The sequence below is a fragment of the Flavivirga rizhaonensis genome (assembly GCF_004791695.1).
GTDB lineage: Bacteria > Bacteroidota > Bacteroidia > Flavobacteriales > Flavobacteriaceae > Flavivirga > Flavivirga rizhaonensis.
The window spans coordinates 77,704-92,497 of record NZ_SRSO01000012.1 but is presented as its reverse complement, the minus strand read 5'-3'; the positions used below and the strand labels follow the sequence as shown (position 1 = coordinate 92,497).

The following is a 14,794-nucleotide window of genomic DNA, read 5'->3' as shown; positions in this document are numbered from 1 at the left end:
AATAATCTTATTTCACTCATAATCAGAGTCGTATATTTTAAAGAGATTCTTCATTCCATTCAGAATGACACTTTTTAGACAGCCTCCCTTTTATTTATTTCTATAGAAATAAAAAGTTTAATTATTTTGATTCGTTTAAAATTGTAGAATTTGGAATCCAATTTTTAATATCTTTCTTAAGTGAAGTTCTGGTGTGATCAATTTGTCTGGAAGCATATACGTTATAAGTGACACTTATAGATTTTGAGAATTAGGAAATACTTTAGAAGCTAAAGTAACATGACTTGATATAATAACGAATATGTTAAATAAGTGTTTGAACCCATCTATCGCCATGTTTATGATAAATAAAAAACGTTAAAGGGTTTATTTCTAAATTAGAACAAAGGGAAAATTAGATTATTTAAAGGTAATATCTAGTCAAAGTCTCTAAGCGTGTAATTTTCTCAAAAAGGAAACTATATATTTGATTGTAACATTTTTTGATATAGCTTGATTTCGATTAATGTTTGTTAAACAATCAACTATTTAAATTATGAAAAAGAGTCCTAGTACACGTAAAAGATATAATATTCTTACTATGATATTTATTACGGTTGTAATAAACTATTTGGATAGAACGAATATATCAGTAGCAGCTTTTGCATTACGAAAAGATTTAGAGATAGATACGATACAGATGGGATATGTGTTTTCAGCATTTGGGTGGTTTTATGCATGTTTACAGATTCCAGGAGGTATAATTGCAGATAAAATAAAGTCAAGAATTCTGTATGCATTTATATTAGCATTTTGGTCTATTGCAACATTGTTTCAAGGATTAATAAATTCATTTGCTATGTTACTGGGTTTAAGAGCTAGTATCGGCATTTTTGAGGCCCCATCTTACCCCATTAATAATTTAGTGGTAAGCAGATGGTTTCCCGAAAGCGAAAGAGCTTCTGCAATAGCAATTTATACATCAGGCCAATTCTTAGGGTTGGCATTTTTAATGCCAATTTTAACTTTAATTCAAGATGCATTTGGATGGCGCGGATTATTTATTATTTCTGGTATTATAGGTTTGGTTTGGGCCGGAATTTGGTATATATTTTATAGAGATCCTCGCGATCATAAAAGTGTTAGTGAATCTGAATTGGACTATATTGAGAAAGGAGGAGGTTTAGTAGGTTCTAAATTTAAGAATGAAGAAAAAAAAGCTTTTTCTTGGAATGATTTTAAGCAAGCATTTATTTACCGAAAGCTTTGGGGTATATATATAGGTCAATTTTGTCTAGGAGCAACTACAATGTTTTTTTTAACATGGTTTCCAACTTATTTGGTGGAATTCAGAGGTTTGGAGTTTATTAAATCTGGGTATCTGGCTTCTTTACCATTTTTAGCTGCTTTTATTGGGGTATTGCTTTCTGGCTTTACATCTGATTTTTTAATAAAAAGAGGGGTTTCAACCGAAATTTCTAGGAAAGCTCCAATAATTATAGGCATGTTACTATCTATTAGTATTATTGGTGCAAATTATACTGATGATACATTTTTTATTATTTTGTTTTTAGCCATTGCCTTTTTTGGTACTGGGCTAGCGAGTATCGCCTGGATATTTGTGTCTTTAATAGCACCTAAAGAAAACTTAGGCTTAGTTGGTGGTGCTTTTAACTTCATAGGAGGCCTATCGGGTATTGTAATACCTATCGTTATTGGTTATCTTGTAAAAGATGGAGATTTTAGTCCGGCGCTAATATTTATAGCGGCCATAGCATTTTTAGGATTTTTCTCTTATACTTTTTTAGTCGGTAAAGTAGAACGTATTGTTCCGAAAAATAATTAAAACATAAGACTATAATGAAGATTGAAGACATAAAAGCATATCCCATAAATGTAGGTTCTGGTGTTCAGCTTGTTGTAAAAGTAGAAACAGAAGGCGGTATTTATGGTTGGGGAGCCTCTGGACTTTCTGGTCGTGAATTAGCCGTAGTAGGAGCTATAAAGCATTTTAAAACATTTCTTATAGGTAGGGATGCTAGACAGATAGAATCATTATGGCAAGAAATGTATCGGGGTCAATATTTTGAAGGTGGTCGTGTATTAACAGCAGCTATTTCTGCAATAGATATTGCGCTATATGATATTAAGGGTAAAGCACTTGGAGTACCTGTTTATGAGTTACTAGGAGGTAAGCAACGTGATTTTATAGAGTGCTTTGCTTCTATAAGATTTACGACTCGGGATGAGTTGCTATCCTATTCAAAAACCTGTGTTAAAGAAGGTTGGAATATGTTGCGATTGGCACCAGCGGAATTTGAAAGTCAAGAGAATAAAAGTGTATTCGATGCTAGACATTCCATAGCAATTATGGCAGAATGGGTTACAGAACTTAGAAAAGAAGTGGGTAAAGAAATTACTATTGGTATAGACTATCATACCAGGCTTACAGCTGCAGAAACGTATGCTTTTATTCAACGCATGCCAAAAGGAACCTTAGATTTTATAGAGGAACCTATTAGAGATGAAAGTCCTATAGCATACAAGAGTTTAAGGAGAATGATAGATACTCCATTCGCTATAGGTGAAGAATTTTCAAGTAAGTGGCAATTTGCGCCTTTTATTGAAAGTAATCTAACGCAATATGCAAGAATTGATGTTTGTAATGTTGGAGGATTTACGGAATCAAAAAAAGTTGCTTCAATGGCAGAAACGCATTATATAGATTTAATGCCACATAATCCATTAGGTCCAATTTGTACAGCTGCTACTATACATTTAGCAGCTGCTACTCCAAATTTTAGTTGGTTAGAAGAAGTAAATACACCAGCGCAGTATATGGGAACAAATGCACCAGAGTTTTATCCTGTGCAACCTAAATTAGAAGGGCCAAGATATCGTGTGCCAGATGGACCTGGGCTAGGTGTTGAGTTTAATGAAGCATTAGCAATAGAGCGCGAATTTGTGCCAGTAGATATCCCTAGATTATGGAGAAAAGATGGATCGCTTACTAATTGGTAATGTAAACTGAAATTAGAAAATAAATATATTTCATTTAATAAATTGAATACTACTAAAATAGAATATGGTAGTTTTTTAACAGTTGATGATTATGTTTTATCAGTAAATTTAAAGTAAAAACAAAACATAAAGTTTGAACCAAAAAAGAGTATGAATATATCGATTAACAAAGCATTACTGTTAGTTTTTTTTACATTTACTACTATTTTAAATGGTTGTAAATCTTCCCATGATGAGAAGAAGCAATCAAGTATTGAAGCAGATTCGCATGAAGAAAAACGTCTAAAAGAAAAATCTAAAGTTGTTATTGATTCATTAAATAAGTATCCATCTTATGGTAGTATTGAGCGTTTGCATCCTGAAATAGACTCAATTCTATCAATATATTCTAGAATTGATTTAGTTGCCAAAGGTTTCAATTGGTCCGAAGGTCCAGTGTGGCTAGCTAAAGAACAAAAATTGTTATTTTCTGATGTACCCGAAAACAAAGTGTATCAGTGGAATGATTTAGATGGATTGAGTGTTTATTTAACACCATCAGGCTATACAGGCACAAAACCTAAAGAAGGGCATGTTGGATCTAACGGTTTAGCTTTAGATGGAAATGGTGATTTAATTTTGTGCCAACATGGAGATAGAGCCATAAGCAGGCTAATAAGCCTATCGGACTCTTTAGGACCAAAATATGAACCTTTAGTAACAAATTATAAAGGCAAAAGGTTCAATTCCCCTAATGATTTGATGTTTGACAAAAAGGGTAATATGTATTTTACTGATCCACCTTATGGTTTAGGAAAAGAGAAAAGCGACTTGGGGTTTAATGGAGTTTATTTCTACAGTGAATCTAGTGAGTTGATACTGTTGGACGATGAATTAGATTATCCTAATGGTCTAGTAGTTTCTAATGATGGTAAAATACTTTATGTGGCAGAATCTAATATACCTAAGCCCATAATATGGGCTTATGATATCATTAAGCCAGGCAAAGTAAGAAATAAAAGAATGTTTTTTGATGCTAAAGAAGTTATTCAATCTAGTGCAGCAAAACAAAATCCTGATGGTATAAAGTTAGATAAAAATGGGAATATTTTTGTAGCAGCTGGAGACGGAATATTAATTATCACTCCAAAGGGAAACCATGTAGGAACTATAAATTTGGGGATATTAACTGGAAATTGTGAGTTTACAGACGATGGTAAATACCTGTTTATTACAGCTCAAAATTATCTATTAAGAGTAAACTTAAAACCGTTTGCTAGATAGTGTGACTTAAATCAATGAAAAAGGCAAATCCAGACTTCATATTATATGTTTTTTAGTCAAAAAAATGGCCTAAGATTTTATCGTGTGTCGTTTTTATTATCATTTCTTTAATTATTAGTTTGTACTTTTATTGAGAGTTCTTATAAGTGAATTTTTTAAATGAAGCAATTATACTATACTATAAAAAAAGTTATACTCACTCTGATTTTTGGGTTGTTGCTACCATGGCTTAGTATTAGCCAAGTAGACAATCTTAAATTCGAACATTTCATAGATGATAAAGGATTAACTCAGAATACAATCTTAGATCTTTTACAAGATAGTGACGGTTATGTGTGGATAGGTACAGCAAACGGACTTTATAAGTATGATGGTAAGCGATTTACTATTTACAGAAATATTCCCAAAGAGCCAAATAGTGTCATTAATAATGTAATAAACAAGCTAAAGTTTGATAATCATGATAACTTATGGATTGGTACAGGAAGGGGGCTTTGTAAATTCAATATTAAAACACAAACATTTTCCAATACTCATAATAGTTTAAGCGATAAGGAAATTACGGCAATTTATAATGATATAAACGGGACTATATGGGTAGGTACTCGAAAATCGGGATTATATCATTTAATAGAACCTAACACGGCAAATGAAAAAATTGAGCATTATTTCTATCAACCCAATCAACTAGATGCTATTAATGATAATGAAATCCTTTCCATTGTTGAAGATAGGAATAGTAGTTTATGGATAGGTACCGGAAAAGGACTTAATATACTTTATAAATCTAATGAATCCACTAAAGGATTTATCAATGTAGAAACCGTTAAGAAAGCAGTTAATTCATTGCTCATTGATAAGAAAGGAAATCTTTGGATTGGAGAAAGCGGTACTGGGCTATTATATATTGAGCAACCTAAAAACATTAGAACACTTAAGTTTGAGAATATTAAGAAGTTTTCGCTTGGTTTTGAGAATAACTATCAACATTTGGGGAACGTAAATGCAATAAAAGAAGATGCCAGTGGCAAACTATGGATAGGAGTTTATGGCTACGGGTTATATTGTTTCAATCCAGATAACGGAAGCTCTAAGTTGTATGCTCCGAATGATATGAGTAATACGAGTCTGAGCAATAGTCGGATAATGTCCATCTTGTTGGACAAAACAAATGTATTATGGGTGGGAACTAAAGTTGGAGGGCTTAATAAATGTGATTTAGAAAGAAAGGATATTCTTTTTTTTACAAAAGATGTACTTATTGAAAATAGTCTAACTAACGCCTCTATTAACGCCATTTTAGAAGATGAAAACAATCTAGTTTGGGTAGGTACAGAAAATGGTTTTAACCAAATAAAGTTTGATGAAGAAGATTACAAATCACTATTAATAAAGCACTACTTTTTTAAGGGAAACGAAGAGGTTTCAGAATTGGTTATTCAACAACCAATAAGGTCTATACTTAAAGATAGCGATAATGATTATTGGTTAGGTGGTGATGGAATAACTCATATGCGCTTTAATCCAATTAATGGACAAGTGACATTTAAACCAACAGATATAAATTTATCTGAAGTGTTTTCTATAGTTGAAGATACTTTAGGTAATATTTGGTTTGGTTCTTTTGCTCAAGGGTTGATTAAGTGGAAAAAAAAGAAAAACCCAGATGGTAAAACATTTGATTTTTCTAATCTTACGTATTATAAGCCAGATATAAACGATAAAAATAGTATCAGTGACAATTTAGTAAGTTGTCTTTATAAAGACAGAAAAAATAATATTTGGGTTGGTACTTTACAAGGTGGTATAAACTTAGTTGTACCCGGTAAATCAGGAGAAGAAGACACATTTATTTCGTTTAAAAACGACCCTAAAAACTCAAACAGTTTAAGTCATAATTCAGTATTCTCAATTCACGAAGGTAAAAATGGAGTTTATTGGATAGGCACTTTTGGAGGTGGTCTAAATCAAATGATTTTGCCACCTTCGTCAGATGCAACTCCAGAATTTATTAATTATACAGAGCAAGACGGTTTAGCCAACAATGCTGTATATGGTATTTTGGAAAGTGATGACGGGCAACTTTGGATGAGCACAGATAATGGTATTTCTTGTTTTAATATTAATACTAAAACGTTTAAAAACTATAATAAGGAAGATGGTCTCCAAAGTAATAACTTTCGGAAAAATGCTTTTTTTAAAAATAAAGAAGGGTATTTGTTTTTTGGAGGTTTAAAGGGCTTAAATATTTTTCATCCAGATAATTTAAAAGAAAACACTTTCCCTGCTACAGCAAAAATTACAGGTTTTAAAATTAAGAATGAAGACGTTAATGTAGGTCAAGACTATAATGGTAGAATATTATTAGAAAAATCTATGCCGTTTTTAACTAAACCATTAAAATTAAAGTATCATGAAAATACTTTAACTTTTGAATTCACTGCACTACATTTTGCATCTCCAGAAAAAAATAGATTTAAATATAAGTTGGAAGGATTTGATAAAAGTTGGGTAGAATCTAAAGGGCTTCCTTTTGCACATTATACCAACCTTTCGTACGGAAGTTATAGTTTTAAAGTCATAGCATCAAATAATGATGGTGTATGGAATGAAACACCGTCAACTATAGAGTTTGTAATAACACCACCTTTTTGGTTATCTGGCTGGGCATTATTAATTTATGGGTTGTTATTAATAGGTATAATATTTAGCATCAAGTCTTATTATCAATTACAATCTAAAGAAAGAATAGCGGTTAAAGGGCAGAAAGAATTAGAAGCCGTAAATAAATTAAAATTACAGTTTTTCACAAACATTTCGCATGATTTTAAAACACCCATTACGCTTATTTTAAATCCTATCGAAGAAATTTTGGAATCTAAAAATATTAATGACTCATTAAAACCCAAATTAAAAATTATTGAGCGTAATGCGAATTCATTATTGCGTTTGGTTAATCAATTAATGGAATTTAGGAAAATTGAGGTAGGGGAAACAAAATTAGGTGCGACAAAAACTAACATTATAAATTTTGTTAGAGAAATAACATTTTCTTTTAGAGCTTTGGCTAAAGAAAAGAATATCGCCCTTTCCTTTGAAAGCCAATTATACGCAACTGATGTTTGGTTTGATTGGGACAAGTTGGAAAAAATATTAAATAACTTAATTTTTAATGCCATAAAATTTAGTAATAAAGAAGGATATGTTATCGTACGAGTTAGTAAACCAAAAGATAAATTAAAAATAAGAATTAAGGAGAATAACATCGTATCAGATTATATAAAAATTGAGATTGAAGATAATGGTATTGGTATTGAAGAAAGCGAATTACCATATGTTTTTCAACGTTTTTATCAAGTGAATAGTTCCTATGAATCACAAAAATCAGGTTCTGGTATTGGGTTGGCAATTACTAAAGATTTAGTTGATTTACATCATGGAGAGATAGAGGTTCAATCTGAAATAGGAAAAGGAAGCTGTTTTATATTAAAATTTCCATTGGGTAACGAGCATTTATTACCAGAGGAATTAATGGAAGTGTCAGCTCCAGAGCTATTAACAGAGACCCAAATGGACGAAGGTTTTAACTTTAATGAAAACATAGAGAACATCAATAGTTCAAAGTCCAAAGATTCAATATTAGTTGTTGATGATAATAATGATATAAGGGAATTAATAAGAAATAAATTTGAACAAAATTATCAAATTTTTGAAGCAGACAATGGAAAAGAAGCTTTAAATATAGCTTTAAAGCAAATACCAGACTTAATAATTAGTGATGTTCTAATGCCTGGAATGGATGGTATTGAATTTTGTGATGAAATAAAAAATAATATTAGAACAAGTCATATTCCAGTTATTTTACTCACGGCATTAAATTCTGTAGAACATAGGATAGAAGGTTTAAAGTCTGGTGCAGATGCATATATTCCAAAACCTTTTAAAATGAAACTTTTGATAGCTAGGGTCGAAAATCTCATTAAATCTGTTGAATTAATGAGAAGAAGTTTCCTCACGGAAAAAGAGTTTACTCCTGAGAAAGTAAGTCTTGGTTCTGTAGATGAAGCGTTTTTAAAAAAAATAATGAGTCTTATGGAAAAAAATATGTCTAATCAGGTGTATTGGGTAGACGAATTGGCTTTTGATATGAATACTAGTCGTTCAACCTTTTTTAGAAAACTAAAAAAATTAACAGGGCAATCCCCAAATGACTTTATAAGATTGATACGATTAAAACGTGCGACCCAATTGTTACAAGAAAATCAATTGACAATTGCACAGATAAGTTATAAGGTAGGTTTTAAGGATCCTAATTATTTTAGTAAATGTTTTCGAAAAGTATTTAGAGAAGCACCTTCTCGTTATTCGAATAAACCGCTAAAAAATATCATAGAAGATAAAATGTAAAGTTTTTATTAATTCCATTTTAAGTGAATGAATTATTTACTTTAACGTCAGTTCTATTTAATTTTTTAGAAAAATAATATTAAAGAAATGATTTTTAAGTGTTTGTTATTTCAACAGAGCGAAATATGAGCCTTTCTACTTTAGTTTATAAGGAGCGCAGTCGAATGCTATTAAAAACTATAGTTTAATGATGTCTTCGACTTTAGTTTATACTGAGCATAGCTGAAGTACTCAGACTGGCATTTCAACCTTAACTTAATGACATTGACCTCGACCTAAGTGTACGAGGTATTAAATAAGAACCCCCTTTTTATTTCGACGCAAACGTCGGAGAATTCGCCAAAAATGGTTAAAATAGTCAAGAACGATTAGAATGGTTTAAAGTTTGACCAAATTTTACCCAAAAATATTTTATCCCAAATAATTAATTTTTGTACGTTTACAAAACTATCATTGTAGCAATAATTATAGTTAATTTATGTAAATTTAATAATATTTGAGCTTGAAAATGTTATATCATCAAAATACAGTCATAAAAAAGGCTGAAGTGAATAATCTTGCTAGTACAAGCGAGAGGATAATAGTTGATGATTTGGAGCTATGGAAAAATTTTCAAGTAGGTAGTGAAGTAGCTTTTGCAACTATATACAAAAACAATGTTTCATTATTATATAGTTATGGATTCAAATTGGTAAATAATAAAGCTTTAATTAAAGATTGTATTCAGGATCTTTTTATTGAAATATGGGATTCGAAACAAAGATTAGGCAATGTAAGATACATTAAGGCCTATTTGCATAAATCTTTTAGGAGAAAATTAATAGCCGCATCAGTTAAACAAAGAATTGATTACAAAATATCAGAATATCCGAATGAACACTCACTGAAATCTTTTTCATTCGAACATAGTTTGATAGAGAAACAAAACTTCGATTTGCAGCAGCAAAAGCTAAAAGAATCTTTACAAAAATTAACAGATAAACAGAAAGAGATTATACACTTAAGATATTATGCTCGCCTAAGTTATATTGAAATTTCCGAGATAATGTCGATAAGTAAGAAAGGAGCTTATAAATTAATGGGTAGGTCTATAGAATTTCTTAGGAGCAATATGAGTTAAAATTTTTATTGTTTTTTTAATCTTCTCATTCACAAAAAACACTCTAAAGTCTTAATAAGTAATAGTTTTTAGCGGTTTATTTAAAATAATGAAGTTTTTATGGGGTAAAAAATTAATTATCTTCTCTTATTATTAAAAGCTAGATTGTTGTTATTAACAATTTAGTTCTACCTAAAACATATAATGAAATACAATAATTACAAAGTTGAAGATTTTGTTGAAGATGATTATTTTCAAAGCTGGGTTTTGGATTCTAATTCAATGACTGATAATTTCTGGAGAAATTGGATGGCTTCAAACCCAGATAAGAAAGAAATTATTAAGAAGGCCTTCCAATTAATCAAACTATTAAACGCTACACCTGAAGAGTTGTCTTCAAATGATTTTGATGATATGTGGCAAAATATTGTTCAAAAAAGAACGCTATCAAAGAATAGTTCCATTTTTTCTAAGTCAAAACTCTTTTTCATATCAAAAATAGCTGCGGTTTTTGTCTTAGGTATTACAATTACTGTTGGTGTATACCAATTTGCTACAAAAGATGTTATAGGAAATCCTGCGGTTGTATTAGATTCAGGTGTTACTTTAGAATTAGAGGATGGTACTGTAAAGTTGTTAAACGATAGTTCTTCTGAAGTTATAACCAACTCTAAAGGGCAATCAATTGTCAAACAGAATCAAAATATATTGTTTTATAACCATGACAATAAAACGGTCACAAATGATTTAGTTTATAATGTGCTATCAGTTCCGTATGGTAAAAAATTTGAATTAGTACTGTCAGATGGTTCCCATGTTTTTTTGAACTCAGGATCAAAACTGAGATATCCGGTAACCTTTTTAGAGGGCAAACCAAGAGATGTATTTCTAGACGGTGAGGCTTATTTTTCAGTCGAGAAAGATGAAGATAGATTATTTACGGTTAGGACGGATGATATGAATATTAGAGTTTATGGTACCAAGTTTAATGTATCTAGTTACAAGAATGAAAATAACACTTCTGCAGTATTGGTAGAAGGAAGTGTAAGTGTTTATAAATCGAATAACGAAAAAGAGCAAAAATCTATTATTATAGAGCCTGGGCAACGTGCGGTTTTTGAGGATAACTATATTTCTGTTAATCAAGTTGATATCAGTAAATACGTTGCTTGGATAGAAGGGAAGCTGCTTTTTATAGACCATCCGTTTGAACTGATTTTAAAGGAATTGGAAAGGCACTATGATGTAATTATAGATAATAAGTTTTTGGAATTGAACAAGAAAAAATATACAGGAACTTTTCAAAAAGAATCCTTGTATGATATTTTGAAAATTTGTCAAGCACACACACCTTTTGACTTTTATACAGAAGGTAATACGTTAACGATAGTAGAAAAAAGTAAAATTGAGTTCTAAAATTTGCATGTATCAATGAAATTAATTGAGTTCACCAAAATAAAAACAAACCAAAAAAACCAATAATCTATGAAATAAAAACACATGAAAACAAAAAACGGAAAGTGCGTCAACACTTCCCGAAATATTTAAAAGATTTAAGTTAAATGAGTCAACTAAAACCAATTCAAATATATGAAAAAATTAATGAATGGACTGCATGGATGCTGTGATATCCGTCCAAAAACTAAACTAAAAATGAGATTTTTTATTTTGTTCTTTATCGTAACCTTGTTTCAATTACAAGCCAAAACGGGCTATGGACAAAATATAAAAATCAATTTAGACATGGAAAACGTATCTGTCTTTGATATTATTCAAGAAATTGAATCTAAGACAGAGTTAAAATTCTTTTATAGCAAGGAAGAGCTAGAGTCAAGTCCAAAAATAGATATTTACGCAAAAAATGAGAAAATTCATAGTGTGCTTAAAAGGCTTTTTTCAAATGGCTATATTAAATATAAAATTATAGGGAAACAAATTGTTTTGAAGCGAAACAAATTAGCAAAACCCATAGGGAAACTTAGCGAAGATGTAAAAGACAAACAGGTTTCTATAGATATAACAGGCATAGTAACCGATTCAAATGGACAACCACTACCAGGAGCAAATATTATTGAAAAGAATACTAATAATGGTACCCAAACCGATTTTGACGGAGAGTTTTCATTACAAGTTGCTAGTGAAAAATCAATACTGGTTATATCCTTTTTAGGTTTCAAGGCTCAAGAAGTTACTGTTGGAAATAGAACAGAGCTAACAATATCACTTTTAGAAGACGCTGCAGGGTTAGATGAAGTTGTTATAGTTGGTTATGGTACCATGAAAAAAGCTGATTTGACGGGGTCTGTAGCCACCGTAAGAAGTGAAGACATTACAAAAACTACATCAAATAACATTGGTCAGGCGATACAAGGTCGTATGTCGGGTGTTCAGATTACCCAATCTTCTGGAGCTCCAGGAGCCTCTTCCTCAATAAAAATTAGGGGAGTTGGCTCTATTAACTCGAACAATTCTCCCTTGGTATTAGTGGACGGAATTCCGGGTAATATGAATCTTATAAACGCTAACGAAATAGAATCCCTTACGGTGCTTAAGGATGCATCAGCAGCGGCTATATATGGTAACAGAGCAGCAAACGGGGTTATCTTAATAAAAACCAAACGAGGTAAAGCCGGAAAAATTGTTGTTAATCTTAAGGTTGAAAACGGTGTCCAGCAGGCTACTAATAATAATGTTGAATATTTAGATAAATTTGACTGGGTTGACTATCAGAATGCTGTGGCCGCCCGAAATGGCACCAATCCTATCTGGGTTGGAGACTTAGCACCTGAAAATCTTCCAAACACAGATTGGTTGGACTATTCATTTAATACTTCCCCAGTTCAATCTTACGACTTATCTATTTCGGGAGGAAGTGAAAAATCAACATTTTCTTTACTTTTAGGGTATTTTGAGCAAGAAGGCATCCTGGGGCAAACGGATGGAGATAATAATTTCTCTAGAATTAATGCACGATTAAACCTTGACTCTAAAATATCTGATTCATTTAAAGTTGGTGCAAACTTTTCATTTGTAAGATCCCAAAATAATCAAACATCTGAATATGGAAACCTACTTCTTGGAGCATCACGAATTCCTCCTGTAATGCCCATATATAATTCCGCAGGAGAACCAGCAGGAACTGCTTATACTTTAAATCTTAACGATTTTACTCCAGCAATTGCAGCAAATGCACGAGATAATATAAATATTACAAACAGGACTCAGATAGATTTATTTGCAGAATTAGGTTTTTTGAAGGATTTTAAATGGAAATCTACGTTTAGCGGAATGATTTCTGATGGTTGGCGTCAGGACTATAGAAGGAAATTACAATTTTATCATGTTGATGATGTAGATAAATTATCTCCTAATATTCAGGTTCCAAATGCAAGTTTAGCTAATTATGATGAGTCATTTTATAGGTTGCAATTTAACAGTATCTTAAATTATTCAAAAAATATAGGACTGCATTCTATTGATGCTTTAGTTGGTATTGAGCTTATAGAAACTAATACCAAGAGATTTAATGGTTCAGGAGAGAATTTCCCCAATGATGAATTGCGAATTCTTAATGTAGCTCAAGAAAACTGGAGAGTAGGTGGTACAGCTGGTGAAACAGCCATTTCATCTCAGTTTGCACGTATTAATTATAGTTATGATAATAAATATCTATTTCAGGCCAATGTTCGACGAGATGGCTCTTATGTTTTTGCATCGGAAAACCGTTGGGGTTGGTTCCCATCTTTTTCTGCTGGTTGGAAACTTTCTGAAGAAAATTTCCTTAAGGATAATGAATTGATCAGAAGTCTTAAAATCCGTGGAGGATATGGAACATTAGGTAATTCTCAAATACCCCCATTTCAATGGGTGTCTACTTTAAATGTAACGGACAATACTATTATTGGAAGCTCTCAATCTGTTGTTCCAATAGCTTATTTAGCAGGATTTTCGAACACCAATATAAAATGGGAGAAAACATCAACATCTAATATTGGTGTTGATATGGGCTTATTTGATAATAAATTAGATATTGTATTTGATGTATATAATCGTAAAACCACCGATATGTTATTGCGTTTACCTGTTCCTTTATCAACTGGATTTTCTCGGGGAAATGAATATCCGTTTGTTAACCTTGGAGTAGTTGAAAACAAGGGATGGGAATTGGCTGTTAACTTTGATGACGTTACTGCTTCTGGATTATCTTATGGTTTAGGCTTTAACATATCACAGAATAAAAACAAGGTAACTGACATGGGCGGGCAACCACCTATAACATCTGACTTTTATAGAACAGAACAAGGAGAAGCTATCAACTCCTATTTTGGATTCAGAACTCTTGGAATTTGGCAATCTAATGAAGAAATTGCTAATAACCCTTCTCGAAACAATGTGCAACCCGGCGATATTCGTGTTGCAGATATTAACAGTACGGACGAAAATGGTAATGTTATAAAAGGAGTTCCGGATGGTCAAATAACTACAGCAGATATGACCATATTAGGAAATTCAATTCCTGAATTTTATTATGGTTTTAACGCCAGTCTTAATTGGAAAGGATTTGATTTTAATATATTCTTCCAAGGAGAAGCAGATAAACAGACGTATATGAGAGGTAATTTTGCAAATGATTTGAGAGGAAGAGGGTTTGAAAATATTTTGAAAGATCTATGGGATGGAAGAACCATTCTTAATGATGATTTTTCTGCAGTAGCCCAGGCCGGAAAATACCCTGCCGCTGGAACAACTAACAGTGATATAGCAGCTGATCTTTGGCTGGAAGACGCCAGTTATTTAAGAATTAAAAACTTGCAGTTTGGATATACCTTTCCAGGCAACCTTTCAGATAAATTAGGTATAAATAGTTTGCGTCTTTATTTTAATGCGACCAATTTATATACGTTTACTAATTACCGTGGATTTGATCCTGAAACGGCTAATCTTTCGTCTAACGGAGGAGCTATCTATCCACAAAGTCGAACTTATGCAGTTGGTTTGAATCTTTCATTCTAATTTAAACAATAA

Annotated in this window: 7 protein-coding genes; all 7 read left to right on the top strand. The window is 31.8% G+C overall.

Translation table 11 applies throughout. The features are described from left to right. Positions 1 to 535: 535 nt before the first annotated feature. Entirely contained in the window at positions 536 to 1,825 is a 1,290-nt protein-coding gene (locus EM932_RS10470; RefSeq protein WP_135877136.1) for an MFS transporter, read from the top strand. Positions 1,826 to 1,839: 14 nt separating this feature from the next. Further along, positions 1,840 to 3,000, top strand: a complete 1,161-nt coding sequence (locus EM932_RS10465; protein ID WP_135877135.1) for a mandelate racemase/muconate lactonizing enzyme family protein — start codon at positions 1,840 to 1,842, stop codon at positions 2,998 to 3,000. Positions 3,001 to 3,150: 150 nt separating this feature from the next. Continuing rightward, entirely contained in the window at positions 3,151 to 4,263 is a 1,113-nt protein-coding gene (locus tag EM932_RS10460) for an SMP-30/gluconolactonase/LRE family protein (RefSeq protein WP_135877134.1), read from the top strand. 159 nt (positions 4,264 to 4,422) lie between these two features. Next, positions 4,423 to 8,670 (top strand): hybrid sensor histidine kinase/response regulator transcription factor, encoded by a 4,248-nt coding sequence (locus EM932_RS10455; RefSeq protein ID WP_135877133.1) that lies wholly within the window; start codon positions 4,423 to 4,425, stop codon positions 8,668 to 8,670. A gap of 508 nt (positions 8,671 to 9,178) precedes the next feature. Then, a complete protein-coding gene (locus tag EM932_RS10450) occupies positions 9,179 to 9,790 on the top strand; it encodes an RNA polymerase sigma factor (protein ID WP_135877132.1) in 612 nt (203 codons plus the stop codon). Positions 9,791 to 9,973: 183 nt separating this feature from the next. After that, the gene (locus EM932_RS10445) at positions 9,974 to 11,185 is read left to right on the top strand and encodes a FecR family protein (RefSeq protein ID WP_135877131.1); all 1,212 of its coding nucleotides are present in this window, start codon (positions 9,974 to 9,976) and stop codon (positions 11,183 to 11,185) included. Between the two features lie 174 nt (positions 11,186 to 11,359). Continuing rightward, on the top strand, positions 11,360 to 14,782 hold the full coding sequence (locus tag EM932_RS10440; protein WP_135877130.1) for a SusC/RagA family TonB-linked outer membrane protein: 3,423 nt from the start codon (positions 11,360 to 11,362) through the stop codon (positions 14,780 to 14,782). Positions 14,783 to 14,794: the final 12 nt, after the last annotated feature.

Bases quoted from the DNA above. Each gene is read 5' to 3' on its own strand.
- EM932_RS10455 (WP_135877133.1), top strand. From the start codon at position 4,423: ATGAAGCAATTATACTATACTATAAAAAAAGTTATACTCACTCTGATT.
- EM932_RS10445 (WP_135877131.1), top strand. From the start codon at position 9,974: ATGAAATACAATAATTACAAAGTTGAAGATTTTGTTGAAGATGATTAT.
- EM932_RS10440 (WP_135877130.1), top strand. From the start codon at position 11,360: ATGAAAAAATTAATGAATGGACTGCATGGATGCTGTGATATCCGTCCA.
- EM932_RS10450 (WP_135877132.1), top strand. From the start codon at position 9,179: ATGTTATATCATCAAAATACAGTCATAAAAAAGGCTGAAGTGAATAAT.
- EM932_RS10470 (WP_135877136.1), top strand. From the start codon at position 536: ATGAAAAAGAGTCCTAGTACACGTAAAAGATATAATATTCTTACTATG.
- EM932_RS10460 (WP_135877134.1), top strand. From the start codon at position 3,151: ATGAATATATCGATTAACAAAGCATTACTGTTAGTTTTTTTTACATTT.
- EM932_RS10465 (WP_135877135.1), top strand. From the start codon at position 1,840: ATGAAGATTGAAGACATAAAAGCATATCCCATAAATGTAGGTTCTGGT.